This is a genomic window from Niallia sp. FSL W8-0635, from assembly GCF_038007965.1.
Lineage (GTDB): Bacteria > Bacillota > Bacilli > Bacillales > Cytobacillaceae > Niallia.
The window spans coordinates 434,720-458,403 of the sequence record NZ_JBBOYD010000001.1; the positions used below are offsets into that span (position 1 = coordinate 434,720).

The following is a 23,684-nucleotide window of genomic DNA, read 5'->3' on the forward strand; positions in this document are numbered from 1 at the left end:
AAGCGTTTAACTGAGGGGTATGATGAACATGTAAAAAACATAAGGGGATGATTCATGGCGTAATACGAAATATTTAGAAACGCTTCCCTAAAGTATAAAACTTGTTTAGGAGGATTAATTATGCATATTCCCATTAAGAAGACGCTTGATAAAATACCAGGTGGGATGATGGTTGTTCCACTATTTTTAGGGGTATTAACAAACACATTTTTCCCGCAATTTTTAGAAATTGGTCATTTTACAACGGCATTATTTAGTAAAGAAGCATCATCAACCATTTTGGCATGTTTTATGTTTTTAATTGGCTCGCAAATTAATTTTAAATTAGCTCCAAAGGCAATTAAAAAAGGGGCAATCTTACTATCTGGAAAATTTATAGTAGGTGCTGGTATAGGTATTGCAGTAGCCATGATATTTGGACCTGCTGGAATATTGGGATTATCTCCTTTAGCCATTCTTGCAGCATTATTAAATGCTAATGGAGGTTTGTACGCATCGCTTGCTTCATCATATGGTGACGAAACTGATGTAGGAGCATATGCGTTATTTTCTTTAAAAGACGGTCCATTTTTTACATTAGTTGCATTAGGAGCATCAGGTCTTGCTTCCATTCCTTTTCATGCACTTGTAGGCGTATTAATTCCGATTGTAATAGGAATGATTTTAGGAAATATTGATCCTGATATGAGAAAGTTCCTTGGAAGCAGTAAGTTATTATTAATCCCATTCTTCTCCTTCCCATTAGGTGCAGGAATGAATCTTAAAACGATTGTCGAAGCGGGAGGTCCTGGCCTATTACTAGGCTTAATAGCTGCATTCACTGGAATTGGAGCTTACTTGCTGTTGAAATTATTTAAAGAAAATCCGATCGTTGGTTTAGCAACAGGGTCAACTGCGGGAAATGCTGTAGCTACGCCAGCTGTTGTTGCAGCAGCAGATCCAACTCTATCTTCCATTGCACCAGCAGCTACTGCCCAAGTTGCAGCAGCATGTGTAGTATCGGCAATCGTCTGCCCAATTATTGTTAGCTATGTATTTAAAAGATTGGAAAAGAAAAAAGCTAAAAATTCTATAGCAAGAGCAGCATGATAAGGAAAGGGATGGATAGAGATTCTATAGTTTCTAAGTTAATTGGTAATGAAATAAAGATGAAAGCAAGCCTTTCACTCCAGCTACATTGTTTAGTTACAAAATAGTGAATTTAAGTTAAATAACCTAGTGGAAAATAGCAATCGGTATTAATATGAGAAGAATAGAAATCTATTTTTTTTTAGAATGTAAGATTAGTATTTTAATTTATATAGAAAGAAGGACCTACCACTATGAGTGTGTCAGAGAATGTAATTATCACAACATTAAAAGGAAAGGAAATTCTCTCTAATCCCTTTTTAAATAAAGGAGTAGCCTTTACGAAAGAGGAAAGAGAAGATCTTGGACTTGACGGTCTGTTGCCACCACAAGTGCTTACACTTGATGAACAAGTAAACAGAGCCTATGAGCAATATTCGATGCGGACCACCAATCTTTTTAAAAACGGTTTGCTTAATGATTTATATAATCGAAATGTCGTTCTGTATTACCGACTTTTAAAAGAACATCTAGCAGAAATGCTCCCAATCGTCTACACTCCTACAGTCGGTGATGCTATCCAGTCATACTCTCATAGCTACCATCGTCCAGGAGGATTGTATCTTTCCATAGATCATCCTGAAGGTGTTGAAAAGGCATTTTATAATCTTGGCAAGTCTAGAAATGACATTGACTTAATCGTTGTCACGGACTCAGAAAGTATTCTTGGCATTGGGGATCAAGGGGTAGGTGGTATTAATATTGCGATAGGTAAACTCGCAGTATATACAGCGGCAGCTGGTATTGATCCAAGCCGTGTTCTGCCAGTTGTATTGGATGTTGGTACGAACAATCAATCTTTAATTGAAGACCCTATCTATATTGGTAACAAATTCCCTCGTGTCCGCGGTGAACGTTATGACGATTTCATTGATTTATTTGTTCATACTGCAAGAAAGTTTTTCCCAGAAGTGCTTCTTCATTGGGAAGATCTTGGCAATGTAAATGCACGAAATATCTTGGAAAAATATGGCGATAAAATCCTTACCTTTAATGATGACATCCAAGGAACAGGTGCTGTGACGCTTGCTGCTGTTATGTCTGCGTTAAAAGTTACAGGAGCTTCTCTGAAGGATCAACGTATTATTGTCTTTGGACCGGGTGCTGGTGGTCTCGGTAATGCAGACCAAATAGTTGATGCCATGGAAAATCAAGGGCTAACAAAGGAAGAGGCTTATGATCATTTTTGGGCAATTGACTATCGAGGCTTATTAACAGATGAAACACCAGATGTTCTGAATTTCCAAATGCCTTATGTGAGAAAAGGGGAGGAAGTAAAGGACTGGGATAGAAATGAGGACGGAATCATTTCATTACTGGAGGTAGTGAAAAGGGTGAAACCAACCATTCTAATTGGCACTTCTGGCCAAGCTGGCGCCTTTACGGAGGAAATTGTGAAGGAAATGGCAAAGCATGTGGAGCGTCCAATTATCATGCCAATGTCCAATCCTACTATACTTGCTGAAGCAGTTCCCGAAAACCTGATTAAATGGACGGATGGCAAGGCATTAATTGCAACGGGAAGTCCTTTTGCTAATGTAGAATATAACGGTATTACCTATGAAATTGGGCAGTCAAATAACGCATTTGTATTTCCAGGTCTGGGACTTGGTGCTATTGTTTCAAAAGCACAAGTTATTTCAAAAGGAATGTTTGCGGCGGCAGCAAATGCTGTTGCTGAGATGTGCGAAGCCAACCAGCCTGGTGCTTCCTTGCTTCCTTCGATTGAGAAATTGCATGATGTATCTATTTATGTTGCCGTTGAAGTAGCAAAGGCTGCTCTATACGAAGGGATTGCAAGAGCGAACCTTACAGATGTTCCAAAAGCTGTGATTGATGCAGTTTGGCAGCCTGAGTATAAGGAAATAAAAAGTGTCGGTATTTGGGCACATGTTTAACGATATAATAATAGCTTAGTAAATAATAAGCCTGTTCCTTCTAGCTAATAGTCGAACTTTCGACATTTTAGGAGGAAGGGGTTTTTAATTTGTCAGATTGTTTATTTTGTGTCTGTTAAATCAAGTAGAGTAATTAGTCCTATTTTTGCCTATTTAATGCAAAAGAAAAAAATACAGCTATCGACAAAAAATGACCAGTTCTTTATAATAGTATAGTAAAATGTGTTCGTGATATTAGTCCTATTTTTTCTAAAATTGAAAAAGGCAAACTTATCGAAAGGTAAGGACGCAAAGCTACGAGTCTAAAATCCTCTAGGATAATGATAGTCGGGTTGCCAGAAATATCCCCTAATGATTATTTGGCTATCCCTGTCTATTCCTGGGATAGCTTTATTTATTTTGAACTCTTTTGAAAAAAGATGAAAATATGGATTAATGGAAAAGGAGAATAGAGATGATTGTAGTAGACAAAAAGAAGTATAAAATGGCGATTAATGAAAGCTCGAAAGAAATTCATGTTCAGGTCCATGGATTGATGAGAGAGGAAGACGTAGAGGAATATATGGTAGATTTGCAAGAGACGATTAATAAAGTATCAAGACGAGATTATACCTTTGTTGTGGATGCTACTCACCAAACACCAGTCCCATCAAAAGTTGTGCCACAATTGGAACAAACGATGCAATTTTACTCTAGCTTAGGATTTAAGGATGTCCTTGTTGTGAAACCTTCTTCTAAAATTGCCCAAGTTCAAATTAGAAATGCCCTAGAAAGAATTGAGTTCACAGGTAAAATTATTGATCGTGTATCTCATTCTATGTAAGGGTAGGCATAGCTTATTTTAAAGAGAGATATATTTTAATGAAAAGGGAGGCGTTATCAAGTGCAACAAGTGCAAACATTATATACATGTGAAATTCTATCAAAAGAACAAACGGCTTTGATTGAAAAGGCAGCTGACTGTCTTGCAAGCTCATTTATAGGATTGCATGTAGCGGGGAAATTAGTTCAAGAGCCGATGGTAGGTCTATTAAATATAGGTTATGAAGATTTTTATCAGTTTACGAAAGAGTATATCGAATCTACTGTGGAGCAAGGGTATTGTGCAGTCGCTTTAGATAGTAATCAACAGATTGTTGGTGTACTAGCTGGAGATATAAATGCGCCAGAGATTATTGGAGAAGATGTGTTTGAAGGTTCTTTTTCTGATATGAATGTTATTCTACATGTTTTAGAAGATGTAGATAAGCGTTTCCTAGCAGATTATAAAGAACGAAATGGAAGTGAGCTAAAGGATGGAGAAATATTGCATTTATTCATGTTAGGTGTAACTGCCGAACAGGAACGTCATGATGTTATTAAGCAATTAGGAAGCACACTAATAACGAAAGCCTCTTCACAAGGATTGAAGGCTGTTTTAGCAGAAGCGACAAATCCAAAATCTATACGTGTGATGGAGAAATATTTCGAGATGGAAAAATATAAAGATGTAGAAGGAAATTATATTGTTCATAAATATCAAGAGAATAGTAGATTAAAAGATATTCCTACAACGATTGCTGACGGCACTTATATAATTATTAAAGAGCTTTAAACTTTTAGCAGTCAAATTAAATTTTATAAATAGGAGAGTTATTTATTATGGAGGCTATATTATTAGCTATTATTGTTATCTTATTGGTGACAACAGTGTATTTTGCTTACCGATATTTTTCGCTGAAACATCATCCATCTATTAACAAAGAAATAATAAACGGGATGAAAGAAATAGCTGCAGGAAATAGAAGTGGCAAAGTAGATGGGACAAGCTCTTATCATATTACATTTAATGAACTAATTGCGTTTTTAGATCAAGTAAGGGAAAAGTTTTTTTCTTTTTCAAAAAATGTCCATACAAAAGGAGAAAATCTAGCTGGAATTGGTGAAAATGCCATGGAGAAAGCTGATATTGTCCGAGCAGCAATTGATGAGGTAGGTAGAGGATTACAAAAACAATTAGTAGCAACAGAGGAAAGCGCCCTATCGATGGAAGAAATGGCTCAGGCTATTGAAGATTTATCAATAAGATCTAATCAAATTTCCGAACAGTCTAATACGACTTTAGAATTGACACAAGAAGGAAATGTGAAGTTAAAGGATTCATTAGAAAAAATGGAGCAGTTTAACCAAACAATCAATACAACCTTTCATGCCATTAATAAGCTTGGAGAAAAGTCTCAAGAAATTGGTACAATTGTAAAAGTAATTACCGGAATATCTGAGCAAATTAACTTATTGGCATTGAATGCAGCGATAGAAGCAGCTCGTGCGGGGGAACATGGTAAAGGTTTTGCAGTCGTAGCAGATGAGGTGCGAAAACTGGCTGAACAGTCTCGTCAATCATCTTCTGAAGTATCAAATATTGTAAGAAATATTCAAGAGGAAACAGGGATAGTTGTGAATTCAATGCAGCAAGGTACAGAAGAGTTTAAAGACACGAACACGAATATTTTAGAAGTTGGTACGATGTTCGAACAAATTCTCTCTACTACAAAGGTCATTGCTGAAAATAATGAAAATTCTTCTGCGAGCACAGAAGAATTATCCTCGGCTTCTCAACAAATCATGACAACGATTGTTCAGATAGCGGCTATTTCGCGAGAATCTGTTGAAATGTTTGAGGAATTAATCGGGATTAGTGATGGAGAGCTACAAACGATTCAAAAACTAGTTCAGGAAGCGGAGAATCTTTTGGAATTGAAAAATGATGTAGACAAACTACTTTCGACGTGGAATCAGGGTGTTGAAACAGAAGTGGGTCAACAAATTGAAGGTAAGAGTAGTGTAGCCAGTTAAGTTGGAAACTGCTTCTCATAGGTGATTAAACTTGTGAGAAGCTTTCATTTGTAGATTAATAGAAATAATTTATTTTAATAAAGTATTTTGTAATATTCCTTCGAAAATAGCAAACTCATTGAAAGATGAGGACGCAAAGCTGCGGGCCTAAAGAAGTACTTCTATGGTAGCCGGGTTTCCGAAAAGGTTGGATAGTTACTAATCAAGCAATATATTGCTTTTTTACGTCCTCCTTGGTGTGGACTTTTTTTATTTGGATTTGTCTATCGTAGCAGAAGGATAGTATTCAAAAGGAAAGGGAGTAGAAATGGCACAACAAGAGCAATGGAGATCAAAAATAGGATTTGTTTTAGCGGCAGCTGGATCAGCGATAGGATTAGGAGCTATATGGAAATTCCCTTATGTTGCTGGAACAGGTGGCGGCGGAGCCTTTCTCTTATTATTTTTAGTTTTTACATTAGTATTGGGAATGCCCTTATTATTAGGAGAATTTATGATTGGGAGAATGGGACAAAGTAATCCGGTTCAAACATATGGCAAGCTAGCATTAAATCCAAAGTGGAACTTTATCGGGAAACTCGGTGTTTTTACAAGCTTTTTACTGCTATCATTTTATAGCGTTGTTGGTGGCTGGATTATTTTATACATTGTGAAGCTTTTGAGCGGTGGATTAGCTGGATTGACTCAGGATCAATATGGAGAGCTTTTTGGCGACATTATTTCTAACCCATATCCGACTATTGCGGCACAGCTTGTATTTATGCTTGTCACAATCCTTGTCGTTGCTCAAGGGATTCAAAAAGGGATTGAGTTAGCAAGTAAAGTCATGATGCCAGCGTTATTGCTTTTGTTTTTAATATTAGTGATTCGTTCTTTAAGCTTGGATGGAGCAATGGAGGGTGTGAAATTTTTACTTGTACCAGATTTTTCAAAGCTGACATCTGAGAGTATCCTATTTGCCCTTGGGCAGGCATTTTTCACATTATCTTTAGGTGTTTCGGTTATGCTTACATATGCTTCTTATTTACCTAAAACACAAAATCTACCTCAATCAGCTATTTCTATTATTATCTTAAATATTGTTATAGCTTTATTAGCAGGATTAGCTATTTTTCCAGGTGTTTTCTCCTTTGGCATGGAACCGAATGCAGGGCCGGTTTTAATATTCTCGGTTTTACCTGCAGTGTTTGCCCATATGCCTTTTGGGATGCTTTTCTTCTTGGCATTTTTACTATTATTCTTATTTGCCGCTTTCACTTCAGCATTCTCTATGATTGAAATTATAGTATCAGCAGTTACGAAAAATGATGCAAGTAAACGGAAGAAAAGTACATGGATAATTGGGATGCTGATTTTTATTGTTGGTGTTCCATCCTGTCTATCTTATGGTGTACTTGCAGATGTCCATCTTTTTAATAAGACTATTTTTGATTTGATGGATTACACGGTTAGTAATATTTTAATGCCATTAGGTGCCTTATTAATCGCGATTTTTGTATCGCGAAAAATTCCAAGAGAAGATTTATTTGCGGAATTAAAGCAAGGATCGAATGTAAGATACACATTCTTTTCCATTTGTTATTTTCTGTTGAAGTACATCGTTCCCATTGCGATTATTGTCGTTTTCTTAGATGCGGCAGGATTATCAGATTGGATTATAGCTTTGTTTAAATAAAAGCTACTTCTAGCAAGAACATCACGGAGGTTAAATAATGAAGGAAATACAACAATTGTTCCCAAGCATGGACGGGAACAACTTTCAAAGAGAGGAATTATTGTCCTACTTTAAAACCATTTTAACGAAAATAGATGAATTAAAGGATCCTAACAAACTAACGCTAGGAGAAATGCCAGAATACACAGAGGACTACTATAATCGTGTTATTGAAAAGGCAGATGTTCCGAAAACGGGTGTATCCATGGAGGAAGTGATGCAGAAGCTTCTAAAATTAGTGGAAGGACATCGATATGTAAATCGAAACTATGTAGCCAATGCGGCGCCCCTTCCGAATATTGCTAGTATCATTGGGAATTTAGTGATGGTGCTTGTCAATGGGAACAACCTTTGGGATGTAGAAGGTCCGGCGGCCGCTACAGCGGAGGTAGAAATAACAAGTATGCTGTCCAAGCTAATTGGCTATGATGAAAACCTAAGTGCTGGATATACAACTTGGGGAGGACAAGGAGCGGTGTTTAATTCTTTACGCCTTGCAATTGCCCGTTATGCACCTTCCTCTAATCAAAAGGGGATTCCGAAAAATCTTTATTGCTTCTGTTCAGAGTTATCCCACTACAGCTTGTATAAATCTGTAGAAGCATCGGGGCTTGGGGTAGAAAACATGATTCGTGTGAAGGTGAATCAGGATCATTCTATGAATCTCCAAGATTTAAAAGAAAAAATGGAGCAGGTAATTTCAAAAGGCGGTGTTCCACTTTATATACTTGCAACAATGGGAACAACTGATACATTTGGGATTGATGATATAGAGGCCATGAAGCATCTAGCGGAAGAGCTAGAGCGCAAGCATGGTCTAAGCCCCATCTATATTCATGCCGACTCAGCAATGGGAGGAATGTACACCTTCTTTAATGCGTACGACTTTGATAATAACCCACTTCAATTGGAAGACAATGTTAAGGTAGTATTGAAATCCTATCAGCAGAAGTTTAAGCAGATCAAGCTTGCAGATAGTATGGTCTTTGATTTTCATAAGCTAGGTCAAACTCCGTATATTACGAGTTTATTTTTAATTAAAAATAGAGAGAATCTGAAGTATGTTGATTTAGACGAAGAGGAAACTCCGTATGTTGGGAATCGTGGTTATGGAAGTTATCATACAGGCTACACATTAGAATGTTCGCGAATGGGAAGTGCTCTTTCCATTTATGCATCTTTATTAGCATTTGGGATAGAAGGGTATCAAAAGCTTCTAGCCAACTATCTTCGCGTTAATATGAAATTTAGAGAGACGTTAACAAGGGAAATTTCAAATGTGGCAATTACGAATGAAGTTTCGCCGATTACAACATTCCGCTTTTATCCTGAAACTTCTAAATGGAAGGATGAATCAGGTGGACTTTTAACAGTGGAAGAAATAAATGAAATTAATCAATTTAATGACGAGTTTGCCGAAATAATTGGTGCTGAACGAGATACCGTCTTCTTTGGAAATACAAAAAAACAGCGTCTTGTAGAAGCAGCCGATTCCAATAAGCGAGTATCTATATATGCACATAAGTTTTTCACAATCTCTCCTTATTCAACGATGGAAGAGGTAGATCGTTATGTTGAATTTTTAAAAGAGCATCTCGTCTTTTTCCAGAAAACAAAAACAGTGGTTTTTCATTAAAAAAGGGAATAGAAACGTGATTCCAGCATTATAAAGTAAAATTTAAATCCTCCTGCCATAGCAGGGGGATTTTTTTCGCTGTAAATATCTAGATTAAAAAAATGCTAAAAAAAATCATTCTCATAAATAGTGGTGAATTTTAAGGGAATGTAAAATATTTACTCTCCCTTTACAAAAAATCTCTTTCATGTTGATAAATCAAGTATCCCTCTAAAAACATTCTGAAACTTGTTAATAATAACTTTACATTACTCCCCAAAGTAGCTTTATATTTATTTTCTAAAATTTAATTAGTAGAAGAAACCATATTGATACTAATTTCTATTAAAAGGAGTGAGGGATGGTTATGCATTTTGCTTCAACGTTAGCTTGGGCTTATCCGGTAGACGAAGTGGTACAGCTTGCCAAACAGAGCGAACTATCAGGACTGGAGATTTGGGCGGAACAGGTCTGGTTTCACGGGACAAACCCAGAAAAAATCCGTAAAGCGAATCGAGATCAGTCTATCAACCTGACTATGCATGCCGCAAGCTGGGACTTGAACATTTGCTCTATAGAAAAAGAAATAAGAGAAAGCTCTGTAAGGCAAATTCAACATTCCATTAAGCTAGCAGATGAGATAGGTGCAGACTCTATTACATTCCACCCAGGGAGGCTGACTCTTCCCCAGATGAAACAGGAAATATATGAGACTTTAATGATGGAATCTATTTTTACTTTAATAGAAACAGCGAAGCAGTATAAGAAAACCCTTAGCATAGAATTAATGGAGGTAAAAGCAAAGGAATTTGTGACAAGCCCTGATACGATGAATCGATTGATTGCAAGCTTTATACCGGAACTGAAAACAACCTTTGATGTTGCTCATATTTCGGAGGGAGCTCCCGAGCGTGCCTTTGCCGACTTAATAAATGTGGACAAAATTCATGTTAGTGATAATACCGAAAGTCAGCTACATGTTCCCCTTGGTACTGGCATACTAGATCGTAATATGCTGAGAGAGTTTTTTGCTATCACATCTCTCCCCGTAGTGGTCGAAGGTTTCGATGCATCGGAAAATCTAAATTGGTGGAAGCATAATCTTCACTATTTAAAAAGCCTGGCAATGCAGAAGGAGGTGCCTCAATGAAGATTCTAGTGACAAACGATGATGGCATTTTTGCTCCTGGTCTTCAGGCGTTGGTTGAAGTGTTGCAGCATTTTGCTGATGTATATGTGGTCTGTCCAGATCAGGAAAGAAGCGCAGTCAGTCATTCGATTACGTTGAGAGTGCCTTTAAAGGCAAAGCCGCTTCCCCTTTTTCCTGGTGTAAAAGGTTGTTGGGCAGTTAATGGAACACCAGCAGATTGTGTGAAGCTGGGGATTGAAGTACTAATGAAGCAGCAGCCTGACTTTGTTATTTCCGGAATAAATCTTGGACCAAATCTAGGTCGTGACCTTTATTACTCAGGAACAATGGCTGGGGCTATAGAAGGATTACTTTACGGCATTCCTGCTGTGGCAGTATCATTAAATGCCTTTTCTGACATGGACATTAATTATGAAAAAGTAAAAAGGCTATTTTATCCTATTATGGAGGTGCTTTTGCAGAACAAGATTCCAAAGGGGATTTTCTTGAATGTAAATTTACCTTATTTATCAAGGGAGATGTGTAAGGGAGTCCGTATTGTTCCACTTGATATGAAGGTTGCTCGCTATTCCTATGTCGGTTTAAACGACCCCCATGGACAAGTTTACTATTGGTTAAAGGATCAGCTACATAATATGAAAGATTTTGAGGAGGATAGTGACTTTCTTTTACTAAGAACAGGGTTTGTCACTGTATCACCGATTGAGTTTAGGACGTTTCATAAAAGAAAACAAGAACAAATTGAACGATGGTTTTCCCATTTAAATTTTGCTAGTACAGATGAGGAGGAAATAGATTATGCGTAAATGGATGCTTGTATTAATGTTTGGAATATTGATGGCTTTTGCTGCAGGCTGCGGTAGTAAGGAAAGCAGTGAGACAAGTAATGCTTCAGAAGATACGAATAATACAGAGGCGAAGGTAGAGGGATCTCTCCATTTTTATACTTCTCAGCCGGATGCAGATGCGGCCAAATTGGTAGAAGGATTTCAAGCTAAATATCCTGATGTAAAGGTAGAAACCTTCCGCTCTGGTACAGAAGAAGTAATCTCAAAAATTAAAGCAGAAAAAATGGCTGGAAAGATTCAGGCTGATGTACTGTTGGTTGCGGATGCAGTAACATTTGAAAGCTTAAAGGAAGAAGATATGCTTCAAGCATATGAAACAGAAGAAGCTACTGAAATCCCTTCAGAGCTTATTGATCCAGACCATACTTACTTTGGAACAAAGGTTATGGCTACAGGCTTAGTAGTAAATACGGAAAATGTTAAAGAAATGCCTACGAGTTGGAATGCGCTGACTTCTAAAGAGGTAAAAGGAAAAATTATTATGCCAAGTCCGTTATACTCTGGTGCTGCTGCTTATAATTTAGGTGTGTTTACACGTCAAGATACATTTGGCTGGGATTTTTATAAAAATATTGCTGCAAACGATGTAACAGTAACAAAGGGGAATGGCGATGTACTTAAAGGTGTTGCCGGCGGAGAAAAGGACTATGGAATGATTGTTGACTATCTCGTTACACGTGCTAAAGCAGAGGGATCTCCAGTTGAGCTCATTTATCCAGAAGAGGGTGTGCCAGTTATTACGGAACCAATTGGAATCATGAAGGACGCACAAAATGTAGAAGCAGCAAAGGCTTTTGTTGATTTCGTTCTTTCAGAAGATGGTCAAAAGCTTGCTGCAGAGCTTGGCTATACTCCAATTCGTAAAGGGATAGAAGCTCCTGAAGGACTAAAAACAATTGATGAAATAAAGGTCCTTTCGGCAGATGTGCAGGAATTGTATAAGACAAGAGATGCTGATAAAAAAGAATTTGAAACAGTTATCAGCGAATAGAACACTTTTTAAGAAGGAGTGGACAGAATGAACTCACATGTTCAGAGTTCAGAAAGGAAAACGGAAGCTTTATCTCCGTTCTCCTTTTCTTATTTTACCCGTAATTGGTGGGGCGTTCCCGGCTTTCTGTTGCTTATCTTTGTATTTTTGCTTCCTGTTTGTCGTCTTGTTTGGCTGAGTGTTTCCAATGGAGAAGAAGTTGGTCTCATGCTTTATCAGGAAGTACTATTAGAAAAAGCAACCTGGAGGACGATTCAAAATACCATTATTATTACGATTTCCAGTACAGTACTTTCCTTAGTTATAGGAGTAGGGCTTGCCTTTACAATGGCTTATATGAATATCCGGGCAAAAAAATGGCTGCAATTGCTTATCTTTTTACCGTTTTTAATCCCCTCCTATATCTCAACACTTGCTTGGGTTCAGTTTTTTGGAGGAAATGGTCCCATCCAGTTTCTATTTAATGAATCTGTTAATTTGTACAGTATGGGAGGAATTATTTTTGTACTTGGGCTTTCTCATTATCCCCTTGTGTATTTGATGAGTGTGGAGGTATTTCGTCGTATTCCAAGAGAGCTGAAATATGCTGCCAGCACTTCCGGAGCGTCTGGTGGAGTTGTATTTCGAAAAGTTATCCTTCCAATGGCGCTGCCAGGGATTGCTAGTGGTGGTATTCTTGCTTTTCTATCTAATATTGATAACTTTGGCATTCCTGCTTTTCTTGGTATTCCAGCAAATATTCGTGTATTAAGTACTTATATTTATGAACAAATAATTGGATATGGACCATCTGCCTTTTCCAGAGCCGCTGTACTTTCCGTTATTCTTGGCGTGATCGCGTTAATTGGTACAGTGGTGCAATGGGCGATTATTAGAAAAAGTAATGTAAGTGAAACAACTGCAAGAGATACAGAGCCAAGATATTATCTCACGCGGGGGTGGAGGAACGTTGCGGAGTCAGCGCTATGGATTTTCTTGTTGCTCACAACCCTTGTGCCGTTGATTGTTATGGCTTCTACCTCCTTTATCAGGGCATATGGATTATCGCTTTCGTGGGAAAATCTTTCTTTGAAAAATTACCGATATCTGCTATTTGAAGATGCTAAAACCGGTTCAGCGATAGGGAATAGCGTAACCCTAGCACTTGCTACTATGTTAATCTGTATGGTTATTGGAACAGTGATTGCCTATATTCGCTTTAAAAAGCCATCCTTTTTTGTGAAGGCTTCGGAAATCATTGTTACTATTCCGTATGCTTTGCCAGGAACGGTATTTGCCTTGGCGATTATTTTAATGTGGCTTCAGCCATTACCAGGTGTGCAACCAGGAGTCTATGGAACGATATGGATTTTATTGATTGCTTATATAACTAGATTTACGGTTCTACAAATGAGAGGAAGCCTGACTGCCTTTTCGCAAATTGATCCTTCTATGGAGGAAGCAGCAAGAACTTCAGGAGCAAGGGCGTATGTTAAATGGAAAAGTATCCTTTTTCCACTACTTATGCCTGGAGTATTAAGCGGGGCTGCTCTTGTGTTTTTGACTGCTCTAACGGAGCTTACGGTTTCAAGTCTTTTATGGTCAAGCGGCTCTGAAACGATTGGTGTTGTCATCTTTAGTTTTGAGCAAGCTGGATACTCCACTTATTCCACAGCATTTTCAACATTGATTGTAACAGCAGTATTAACAATGGGGATTTTGTTTGTTCTTTTCGAAAAAATATGGAAGAAGAGGGTGATGAAGAGTGATTCGAATTGATGGGTTAAAAAAGAATTATGGAAATTATACGGCTCTTGAGAATATTGATTTGGAGCTATTAAACGGAGAATTTATCGCTATACTTGGTCCTTCTGGATGTGGGAAGACTACATTGCTACGGCTTTTGGCAGGATTCATGAAACCAACAGAAGGAACAATTTCCATAGACGATGAAATAGCAGCAAGCTCCAGTAAACTTGTCCCACCTGAAAAAAGGAATATTAGTATGGTATTTCAATCTTTTGCATTATGGCCGCATATGACAGTAGAAGAGCATATTCGATTTCCCCTAAAGCATCATCGATTTGGCAAAACAAATGCGAAGGAGGAGCAGGAAAAAAGGGTCTCTGAAGCATTAGAAATGGTAGGACTTTCTCATTTGAAAGATCGTTATCCTGCTGAACTTTCCGGTGGACAAAAACAACGTGTTGCACTAGCACGGGCAATCGTTCCAAAGCCGTCTCTTCTCTTGATGGATGAGCCGTTAAGTGCGCTTGATGCAGAACTTCGAATGGAAATGAGAAGAGAGATTGGCGCGATTCACCGAAAAATGGGTACAACAATTATCTATGTTACTCATGATCAAGGGGAAGCATTGGCGATGGCCGATAGAATTGTTGTAATGAACCATGGGAAGATAGAGCAGATAGGTACACCTGAAAGTATTTATAATACTCCGCAGTCCGTATTTGTGTCCACTTTTGTTGGGAAAGGCAATCTAATAAAAGGGGAGTGGGTGAATGAGGATAAATTTATTCCAGCTGATTTTCCTGCTGTTTCTTGGACAGATATTGGCATAGCAAAGGAAATAAAAGCTCAAAATCTTTATCCTGTTCGCCCGGAGCAATGGAAGCTTGGCGAGGTGGATCAGAATCAGATGACTGGAATTGTTCAATTTGCCCAATTTCAAGGGAATGAAATCCATTACAGCATTCAGTCTGGTGAAGAGATGATTAATGTTTATGCTTCTGTTTTTGAAAAAAGATTCCTACCAGGTGACTCTGTTTCATTAAAAATATATACTGGCACAGCCCAAAAAGCTGTTTTAGTAGGTAGCAGGTAGGGAGGAAATAGGATGATTGATTTGCATATTCATTCTGAATACTCAGATGGTTCCTGGAATCCTCGAGAGATAGTAGAAGATAGTATAAAAAAGGGGCTAAAAATCATTTCGATTACCGATCATGATGTATTGGCGGGTTATGAAGAGGCTCTATTCTATAGAAATAATAGCTTGAAAATTATTCCTGGGATTGAATTGAATACAGATGGTCCTTTAGGAGAGCTGCATATTTTAGGCTACAACTTTGATCCAGAGAATCCAAGCTTAAGAGAACATGTCTCTTGGAGAGTGGAGGATCGGTTGCAATGGGGGAAAAGAATTGTAGCGAAATTGAAGATGCTTGGTTTTAATATTTCTTTTGAGAATTGTCTTGCACGTGTAGGGAAGGGAGTTCTTGTTAGAACACATATTGCAGATGAGTTAGTGGAAGCTGGATACTTTCACAGCAGTAAACAGGCGTATGAGGAACTTTTAAAAAAAGGGAAAACAGGATTTGTAGAAAGAGGAAACTTTTCCGCAGTGGACGCCATTAAGCTAATCCATGAGGCTGGTGGTCTTGCCTTTCTTGCTCATCCTGGAATTTATAAGCATAAATTTAATGTTCAGCACTTAATCGATTCTGGATTGGATGGAATCGAAGTCTATCACTCCAAACATTCTAAGGAGGACCAAGAATATTGGAGGGGATTAGCGGTAGAAAGGAATCTCCTGATTTCTGGAGGAAGTGATTTTCATGGACCAGAATCGCGGAATCCGTTTCCGATTGGGAGTGTGGAGATAGAAGATCCTCAGATTCTAGTGCGGTTTGATGATATGGTTCCTTAACATCAAAATAAATTATAGTGTTGTTTATAGAAAAATTTAATTGCATTTTGGTGAAGCTTTGCTTTAAATAAAAGTAAAGCTTTTTTACGTTTTTAGGTAGAATACTTTTGGGGAATTTATTTGCATTTGCAATAATTTAAAGAAAAGGTACGGTGGACAAATGGCATTATTAAAACTAAATGAATTAAAAAAAGAACTTAAGACTTTGGAACAAAAAGAACTAATTCAGTTAATTTCAGATGTGTATAAGGTCAATAAAGATGTCCAGCACTACTTATCTAGTAGGTTTAAAGGAGAAGAAGCAATTAAAGATTTATATGAAAAAACAAAAAAAATAGTAGAGAATGAATTCTTTCCAAATCGTGGTTTTGCGAAAATGCGATTGGGAGTTGCAAGAGATGCAATTTCAAATTTTAAGAAACTTTCCTCTGATGACGGTAAAACAATAGATTTGATGCTTTACTATGTTGAAACTGGAACAAAATTTACCAATACATACGGTGATATAGAGGGAAAATTCTATAATAGTATGGTTTCAATGTATAACAAAGTAGTGAATGAATGCAATAAGAGCGAGGAATTTTACAACATTTTTAAAGATCGTCTTTATTTGATTGTCAGTGAAACAGATGGAATTGGATGGGGATATCATGATGATATTTGTGCTATTTATTATTCTTTAGATTGGTTGGAAGAGGATGAAGATGATGAATAAAATAGAATCATGGTAAATCATTATTATTAAGGGGCATTTTTAATCTTGAGGATGATGTCTGTTTACATAGGTTCCATTATTATGCTTTATAGACTTCAGAAGTATTTAGTTTTGTTTGCACAGAACTGGAAGGCTTACGAAGCTGTGGAAAGTAATAGAAAAGAGGTTTCTTCGTCGTTTAAAGCAAGGAGAAACCTCTTCTTTTAACTATTCTTCTTCGGGACTCCCGCCGCCAAAAGCTTCGGGAATCATCGTAAATCCTTCGATGACGGTATCTTCCTCGACCTCAATCATCAAGTAGCGTTTTCCGCTAAATTCGATTTGTTTCACATATCGTAAATCTGGTGGACTGATGGCGATATTGGCGATTTTGGTGCTGATCTTAATCGACTTTGATGTGAATTTTGGCAAAATATTACTTGCTTTTAACTCATACTTATCATCATCAATAATCTTTTTGAAGGCAAATTCAACCTTTTCTGGACTGATATCCTCCACACCACTCATTTTCAAGACCTTCTCGACATCCTTGGAGTCCAGTTTTGGAACTTCTTCCTCTTCATTTTCCACAATCATCCGATTAATTTCCTCATACACATTGGAAAGAGTAGAGGTGCTTAATTGATCACCGGTGACATCTTTAATAATTTCTTCAAATACAATTTTATCATCTTGAGCAGTCATCATTTCTTCGCCGTTGAGCACTTCTTCGATAAATTGGTAATCTGGTTCATGAATCTTGCCTGCCGCATAGAGAATATGGTTAACATCTGCGGCATTATCTGAGAAGCTAGGGAAAAGAAATCCGCCCATCGGTGCATTAAGATTTATAATGGGATCAACAACAATATTGTATTTAAATTCTTTCTCTACATAATCAAAAAGCAATTCTTTTTTCGGCTCTTGTGTGTTGTTGATGCTGCATAAAATGAAAGGATGGGAGAAAACCGTATCTCGGTCACTTTCCTCAGACTCTTCACTGCGACGTTTCTTCGGCTTTAAATATTCTCCGCGAATGAAGGTGATGACAATATCTTTATCATATTGTCTGCTGTTAAGCATCTTGTCCACAATCTGTAGCATTTGCTCTTTCCAATCTTCTACTTCAGAGCTAAGTAGTCCTTTATGTAAGATAAGCTGGCTATTATTTTCTGCATCCCTTTGAAATCTTAATTCAAAGAGCTTTTCATCTAAATTGCCGGCAAGTAATTTTTTGAAATTATGTAAAAATAACTCTTGTTGATCTTGGTCAAGCATACCAAAGGGTTGGCTTTGATAATGGAATATATCACTCGATTCCTTCATGACATAGACATTAAACATGTCTGTAATTCTAAGTAAATCGTTGTTCATTTTGAATTGTTTTCGAATGTTTGCTATATCTTTTTTGTTCATTCTAAGTACACTCCTAAGTTACTTTGAAAGTAAGTGATGGATGCTTTGTTAAGCTTTAGCTATATATATTCACACTCATTTTAGTCATTTATCCATTTTATCATATTTAGTTTCTCTATTATAAGAAAGAAAATAGAGCTTTGGGAAAACAAGTTTGTTTTAACGGTGAGAAAGAGGTCTAGTCAATATGATTCCTGTGTGCTTAAATAGAAGATAATCTAAGAAACAGGTGGGGAAACGAAATGAATGAGAAGGATTGCTTGCTGCTCATCTACTTACAAAAGGAGCAAAATATAACGAAAGCAGCAGAACATCTATTTATGACGCAGCCTGCCTTGACATATCGTATACGGCAACTTGAAAAGGAATTTCAGGTTGAAATCCTTTCTAAGAATGGAAAAAATATAAGACTGACGTCAGCTGGTGAACATTTAGTGGAATATGCGAACAGAATTCTTATTGATTTACGCAAGACGAAAGAATTTCTGCTGAATATGGAAAATGAACTGATTGGAAGCTTGAAAATTGGGGTGAATAGTCATTTTGGCTTATACAATTTGCCTTCTATATTAAAGGATTATATAAAAATGTTTCCCAAAGTGGAATTGAATGTGGATACTGGATTTAGTACGGAAATGATGGATTTATTAGTGGATGGGCAAATTGATGTAGCGATTGTAAGAGGAGATTATAATTGGTCGGATGCTAAATATCTTCTAAGTGAAGAAAATGTCTGTATTATTGCGAATGAACCGATTGATGTGGATAAACTGCCCCAAATGTCGATGATCAATAGAAAAGAGCCTAAAGTACTTCTAAAATATAAGACAAGTCCTTATAATCCTTACGAACAAAGCATCGAATATTGGTGGAATCAAAGGTTTATCGATCCACCTTTAGTAACGATGCAAGTAGATAGCTATGAAACATGTAAGGAAATGGTGAAAAAGGGGCTTGGTTATGCAATTATCCCTAATGTTTTTCTGAAGAAGGCGGACAATTTATATTATGCTCCTCTTGTTTTTAAAAACGGTCAGGAAATGAAAAGAAGAACGTGGGTGTATTATCGAGAGGCATCGATGCGCCTTGCAACAGTAGCTGAGTTTGTTCGATATATGAAAAAAGCGGAAGAAGAGAGGAGATAAAAAGGAGAATGATTTTATGATTCTCTTTTTTTGTGTGTGTAATTGTATAATTATAAATTTATATTTATAGATGGATTTCTGGTATCTATAAAAAAATTTTATAGATAGTGAAAAAAAGCTTGATTTTACATATTTTAATAGGGCTATTACAATGAGGGATATACTTATAATTGTTCAGAATATTTCGGAGGTTGTATATTTATGTATTTAGAAAGAGTTGAAGAAAAACAAGCGCTTATCGATAAGATAGATGCGTTGGATAAACAATTACGTGAATTAGCGTTAAAGATTCATCAGAATCCAGAAGTGAGTTTTCACGAGCATAAAGCGATGAACTGGTTGACAGAACCGCTTGAAAAAGCAGGATTTGTCATAGAAAAAGGAATTGCGACATTAGAAACGTCCTTTAGGGCAACTTGGGAAGGGACTTCTGATGGTCCAACGATTGCGTTACTTGCAGAATATGATGCCCTGGCAGGATTAGGGCATGGTTGTGGGCATAATATTATCGGAACCTCTGCTGTAGGTGCTGCAATAGCACTAAAAGAGACCATTCCAAATTTGAAAGGGAAAATTGTTGTGCTTGGAACACCTGCTGAAGAGTTAGGTGGCGGAAAAATTATTATGGTGGAACAAGGTGTTTTTGATCAAGTGGATGTTGCTATGATGTGTCATCCCCATAAGAAATCGATGGTTTTGCGGGGAGGATTGGCTTGTGTAGATGCAACATTTAAATATTATGGCAAGGCAGCTCATGCTGCTGCTAGTCCTGAACAGGGAATCAGTGCGTTGGACGCTGTAATCCATACGTTTGTCGCAGTTAATTCCTTACGTCAGTTCTTTAAGGATGATGTGAGAATTCACGGAATCATCACAAAGGGTGGGGAGGCTACAAATGTTGTGCCAGCTTATTGTGAAGCAGAATTTTTACTAAGGGCAGAAAATGTAGAACAGTTGGAACTTGTTCGAGAGAAGGTCTATGCTGCAGCTCGATATTCAGCAGAGGCTGTAGGTGCTGCTCTAGAAATTGAAGAGGGACTTATTTATGCGGAAAGAAATAATAATCACGCGCTTGCCCATTTATTCAAAGATAATTTAGAGCTCTTGGATGAAGACGTGTGTGACCCTCCTAAAAAAGGTGGAATCGGTTCCTCTGATATTGGCAACGTTGGCCAAGTAACAGCGACGATTCATCCTTATATTAAAATTACGGATTCAGCCAATACACATACACCAGAGTTTGTGGAGGCTGCCAGTTCAGAAGAAGGAATGAGAGGATTAAATAAAGCTGCAAAAGCATTAGCGCTAACGGTATTTGATATTTGTACGAACGGACAATCCCTCCAAGCTATTCGTAATGAGTTTGAGGAATGGAAGAAAAGCAAACAGCAAGTGAAATAATAGATGAATAAAAAGTAAAGGGTGAATAGGTTGAAAACAAATAAACTAGCCTCCAATGTGGTATCTCCAATAACAAATTCAAAGGCAAAGAAACTTCGAATGCCACATACATTTGTCATCATTTTATGTATGGTTTTATTTGCTGCTGTTCTTACTTACATACTTCCTGCAGGGGAATTTGATCGTGTGGAAGATGTAAACTCAGGAAATACAGTGGTTGTACAGGATTCCTACCATCATGTTGAACAGAATCCTATTAGTCTATTTAATTTGCCTTTAGCAGTTGTACAAGGTTTAGTAAGTGCAAGCGATACAGTCTTTTTTATCTTTATTGTTGGTGGTGTTTTCCAAATTATCAATTCTACAGGAACAATTGAAGCAGTCGCTGGAAGAGTCGGAAAAACCTTTATGAACCGTGGCCTGGTTATCATTCCAATTTTCTTGACCCTGTTTTCATTCGGTGGATTTACAATTGGGATGTCAGCAGAGGTAATGGCGTTTGTACCGATTGGAATCGCGATTGCAAGAGCGTTAGGATATGATGCGTTAACCGGAACAGCTATGGTTATGTTAGGTGCTGCGACAGGTTTTACAGCAGGGTTACTAAATCCTTTTAATGTAGGGATTGCCCAGTCGATTGCTGAAATTCCAATGTTTTCAGGAATGTGGCTACGTGCCATTATTTTAGTTGTCCTGCTAATTGCTACTAGTTATTATATTATTCGTTATGCAAAAAAGGTGAAAAAAGATCCATCCTTGAGCATTGTTGTCCAACTTGAAAAAGAAGAAGGACATAAAAATGTGGACATGTCTTCCTTACCATCCATGAAAGTAAGTCATTATTTAACCATCATTGCTGTACTAGCTGGTTTTGGTCTACTCATTTGGGGAGTTTCTGAAAAGGGTTGGTGGATGCAGGAATTGGCCGCATTTTTCTTAGCTTTAGGTGTTATAGTAGGTTTCTTATCCAAGTTTGGACCTAGCAAAATAGCAAGTGAATTTGTAATAGGTGCAAAAGATATCACTTTTGGTGCCTTTATCGTTGGATTGGCAAAAGGGATTGTAATTGTGTTAGAGCAAGGGCATGTTATTGATTCCGTTGTTAATGGGCTAGCGATAATGGTTGACCATTTACCAAGTTACATTCAGGTTCTTGGCATGTATTTCTTTCAAACAATTATGAATGTCTTTATTACTTCTGGAACAGGGTTAGCTGCAACAACTATGCCGATTATGGTTCCGTTGGCTGATTTAATTGACGTTACTAGACAAACGGCTGTATTAGCCTATCAGCTAGGAGATGGGTTATCTAATTGTATCCTGCCTACCTCTGCAATGTTAATGGGTAGTTTAGCAGTTTCTAAAATAAAATACCAAGAATGGGTGAAGTTCTTTTGGCCATTATTGTTGATATGGCTTGTTATTGGCGGAGTTTTTGTTATCATCGCAGATGTTATTCACTACTAATTAAGGGGATGAGAAATGTTGAAATCCCAGCTTATTGAATTAATTAATAAAAATCTTTTAAACCGACATGTTAAGGAGCTTTCTGCATATGAACGTTTAACGGGAGAGGAAGAGGCTGAGAGAGCGGTAGATTATATAGTAGAAAATTTGCAGCAGCATTATATTCCATATGATCGTTACCAATTCGATGGGTACTTTAGTGATCCTATCCATGGAGAAGTGTTCGTAACAGCACCTATGAAACTAGCTATTCGTGCAAAAACAAGATCGTTTGGCGCCAATCTCCCACAAGGGGTAAAAGGAAAGCTTCTTTATGATTTCTTTAGTGAAAAATCAAGCGGGATTAGAGGACCAATTGAGCGTTATGAAAATATGAAAAATAAAATTATTATCAGCTGGAACTATTATGAGGATTATGTGAAGAAAATAGAAAGTGCAGGAGCAATTGGTCTAATTCATATATGGCCATCTAAGGAAAAAGCGCTCCATGAAGAAACGGTGGGGACAATTTGGGGAACGCCTACGATGGAAAATGTGGACCAACTGACGAAAATTCCTGTTGTTGGCATAAAACACGAGGATGGAGTAAATTTGCTCGAATGGATAAAAGAGGAGCATTCTGTAGAAGTTGTATTGAAAACAGAGATGAGAAATTCTGTTAAAAAGACTAGTTTACCAGTCGCTACTATTCAAGGGGAATTAGAAGAGTATATTTTGGTTTCCGGACATTATGATTCCTGGCATAAAGGGGCAACAGATAATGCAACAGCTAATTCTTTGATGCTGGAATTAGCACGGCTATTTTCTACTCAACAATGTAAGCGAAGCATTAAAATAGCTTGGTGGCCAGGACACTCAAATGGTAGATATGCAGGTTCTTCTTGGTATTGTGATCAATTTTGGGAGGAAATCAATGAGAAGTGTGTAGCACATATTAATATTGATTTTCCAGGTACAAAAGGAAATGTCCAAGTTGTACCAAGATCAACTGCTATGGAAAGTGAGGAGTTTTTAACGGATATTATTCGGGATTATACAAAGAAGGAACCGTCTCGATTGGATTATTTGCCGCGGGGAGCGGATCAATCCTTTTGGGGAACAAATATACCTATCCATCTAATGCTAAAGTATGAACCACTTGATCAAGAAAAAAGATATCAGACACCAGGAGGAAACTGGTGGTGGCATACGGAAGAGGATCTTGTCGATAAAGTAGATAGTGATTTATTGGTCAGAGATACAGGGATGCATATAGAGCTAGTGAATCACTTAGTAAATGTACCGATCTTGCCAATTAACCTTCTCCGCTTTTTAGCAAAAAGTAAAGAGATTATGAATGAGTTAGACAATCATTCTGATAAAGCTTTCGATTTCACTAAAATTCATCAAACCTTTGAAAAGGTTTCGATAAAGGTGGAAGAGCTATTGGGAATGGAAGGAACAGATATAACATCCTATAATAAGCTTTTAAAATCGATTGGCGGAAAACTGAATAGACTTAAGTTCTCTTATTCTAGTAAATATGATTATGATAATACATATCCTTTTCATCCATATCCTGGCTTAGCTAAGGTGAAAGACGTCTATCAGAGTAACTCGACACAAGAAGAATTCCTATTTATTAGCACCCATTTCGTACGACAACGAAATCGGATAGTAAATGAGATAAAAGAAGTAATCGTGGAGATAGAAAGATATTTAGAATAAACGATATCAAGGTTTTTACTCGTTCTTAT

At 37.4% G+C, this 23,684-nt stretch carries 19 protein-coding genes and 2 riboswitches; of the genes, 18 read left to right on the top strand and 1 reads right to left on the bottom strand.

From position 1 onward, the window contains the following. Positions 1-120: 120 nt before the first annotated feature. The 14 genes from NYE52_RS02300 to NYE52_RS02365 all read left to right on the top strand — a co-directional run bounded on the left by NYE52_RS02300 (position 121) and on the right by NYE52_RS02365 (position 16,540). A complete protein-coding gene (locus NYE52_RS02300; RefSeq protein WP_341191581.1) occupies positions 121-1,089 on the top strand; it encodes a 2-keto-3-deoxygluconate permease in 969 nt (322 codons plus the stop codon). A gap of 233 nt (positions 1,090-1,322) precedes the next feature. Then, complete coding sequence (locus tag NYE52_RS02305; protein WP_341191582.1) at positions 1,323-3,026, top strand: NAD-dependent malic enzyme; 1,704 nt, start codon at positions 1,323-1,325, stop codon at positions 3,024-3,026. A gap of 253 nt (positions 3,027-3,279) precedes the next feature. Continuing rightward, positions 3,280-3,366: riboswitch (cyclic di-GMP riboswitch) on the top strand. Positions 3,367-3,480: 114 nt separating this feature from the next. Next, positions 3,481-3,849 (top strand): hypothetical protein, encoded by a 369-nt coding sequence (locus NYE52_RS02310; RefSeq protein ID WP_341191583.1) that lies wholly within the window; start codon positions 3,481-3,483, stop codon positions 3,847-3,849. A gap of 60 nt (positions 3,850-3,909) precedes the next feature. Continuing rightward, on the top strand, positions 3,910-4,620 hold the full coding sequence (locus NYE52_RS02315) for a hypothetical protein (RefSeq protein ID WP_341191584.1): 711 nt from the start codon (positions 3,910-3,912) through the stop codon (positions 4,618-4,620). A 47-nt stretch (positions 4,621-4,667) separates the two neighbouring features. Next, complete coding sequence (locus tag NYE52_RS02320; RefSeq protein ID WP_341191585.1) at positions 4,668-5,861, top strand: methyl-accepting chemotaxis protein; 1,194 nt, start codon at positions 4,668-4,670, stop codon at positions 5,859-5,861. Between the two features lie 98 nt (positions 5,862-5,959). Continuing rightward, positions 5,960-6,044, top strand: a riboswitch (cyclic di-GMP riboswitch). Between the two features lie 124 nt (positions 6,045-6,168). After that, positions 6,169-7,536 (top strand): sodium-dependent transporter, encoded by a 1,368-nt coding sequence (locus tag NYE52_RS02325; RefSeq protein WP_341191586.1) that lies wholly within the window; start codon positions 6,169-6,171, stop codon positions 7,534-7,536. A gap of 37 nt (positions 7,537-7,573) precedes the next feature. After that, entirely contained in the window at positions 7,574-9,211 is a 1,638-nt protein-coding gene (locus NYE52_RS02330) for a pyridoxal phosphate-dependent decarboxylase family protein (RefSeq protein WP_341191587.1), read from the top strand. 340 nt (positions 9,212-9,551) lie between these two features. Next, positions 9,552-10,340 (top strand): sugar phosphate isomerase/epimerase family protein, encoded by a 789-nt coding sequence (locus tag NYE52_RS02335; protein WP_341191588.1) that lies wholly within the window; start codon positions 9,552-9,554, stop codon positions 10,338-10,340. After that, on the top strand, positions 10,337-11,146 hold the full coding sequence (gene surE, locus NYE52_RS02340; RefSeq protein ID WP_341191589.1) for a 5'/3'-nucleotidase SurE: 810 nt from the start codon (positions 10,337-10,339) through the stop codon (positions 11,144-11,146). The genes NYE52_RS02335 and surE overlap by 4 nt, the downstream gene beginning before the upstream one ends. Beyond that, on the top strand, positions 11,139-12,179 hold the full coding sequence (locus tag NYE52_RS02345) for an ABC transporter substrate-binding protein (RefSeq protein ID WP_341191590.1): 1,041 nt from the start codon (positions 11,139-11,141) through the stop codon (positions 12,177-12,179). Before surE ends, NYE52_RS02345 begins: the two co-directional genes overlap by 8 nt. A gap of 27 nt (positions 12,180-12,206) precedes the next feature. Beyond that, positions 12,207-13,937 (top strand): ABC transporter permease, encoded by a 1,731-nt coding sequence (locus tag NYE52_RS02350; protein ID WP_341191591.1) that lies wholly within the window; start codon positions 12,207-12,209, stop codon positions 13,935-13,937. After that, a complete protein-coding gene (locus NYE52_RS02355; RefSeq protein WP_031538988.1) occupies positions 13,924-15,000 on the top strand; it encodes an ABC transporter ATP-binding protein in 1,077 nt (358 codons plus the stop codon). The genes NYE52_RS02350 and NYE52_RS02355 overlap by 14 nt, the downstream gene beginning before the upstream one ends. 12 nt (positions 15,001-15,012) lie before the next feature. Continuing rightward, complete coding sequence (locus tag NYE52_RS02360; RefSeq protein WP_341191592.1) at positions 15,013-15,825, top strand: PHP domain-containing protein; 813 nt, start codon at positions 15,013-15,015, stop codon at positions 15,823-15,825. 160 nt (positions 15,826-15,985) lie between these two features. Next, entirely contained in the window at positions 15,986-16,540 is a 555-nt protein-coding gene (locus NYE52_RS02365) for a DUF6155 family protein (RefSeq protein WP_341191593.1), read from the top strand. A gap of 207 nt (positions 16,541-16,747) precedes the next feature. Here NYE52_RS02365 and NYE52_RS02370 read toward each other — a convergent pair whose 3' ends face one another. Continuing rightward, positions 16,748-17,935 carry a DUF4317 domain-containing protein gene (locus tag NYE52_RS02370; protein WP_341191594.1) on the bottom strand — a complete coding sequence of 396 codons (1,188 nt, stop codon included), beginning with the start codon at positions 17,933-17,935 and terminating at the stop codon, positions 16,748-16,750. 242 nt (positions 17,936-18,177) lie between these two features. On the opposite strand from NYE52_RS02370, the gene NYE52_RS02375 reads away from it, so the two are divergent. The 4 genes from NYE52_RS02375 to NYE52_RS02390 all read left to right on the top strand — a co-directional run bounded on the left by NYE52_RS02375 (position 18,178) and on the right by NYE52_RS02390 (position 23,655). Next, positions 18,178-19,080 (top strand): LysR family transcriptional regulator, encoded by a 903-nt coding sequence (locus NYE52_RS02375; RefSeq protein ID WP_341191595.1) that lies wholly within the window; start codon positions 18,178-18,180, stop codon positions 19,078-19,080. Positions 19,081-19,281: 201 nt separating this feature from the next. Then, complete coding sequence (locus NYE52_RS02380) at positions 19,282-20,481, top strand: M20 family metallopeptidase (RefSeq protein WP_341191596.1); 1,200 nt, start codon at positions 19,282-19,284, stop codon at positions 20,479-20,481. A gap of 30 nt (positions 20,482-20,511) precedes the next feature. After that, positions 20,512-21,948: a YfcC family protein gene (locus NYE52_RS02385; RefSeq protein ID WP_341191597.1), complete on the top strand. Its 1,437-nt coding sequence runs from the start codon at positions 20,512-20,514 to the stop codon at positions 21,946-21,948. A gap of 15 nt (positions 21,949-21,963) precedes the next feature. Further along, entirely contained in the window at positions 21,964-23,655 is a 1,692-nt protein-coding gene (locus tag NYE52_RS02390) for a M28 family peptidase (protein WP_341191598.1), read from the top strand. Positions 23,656-23,684: the final 29 nt, after the last annotated feature.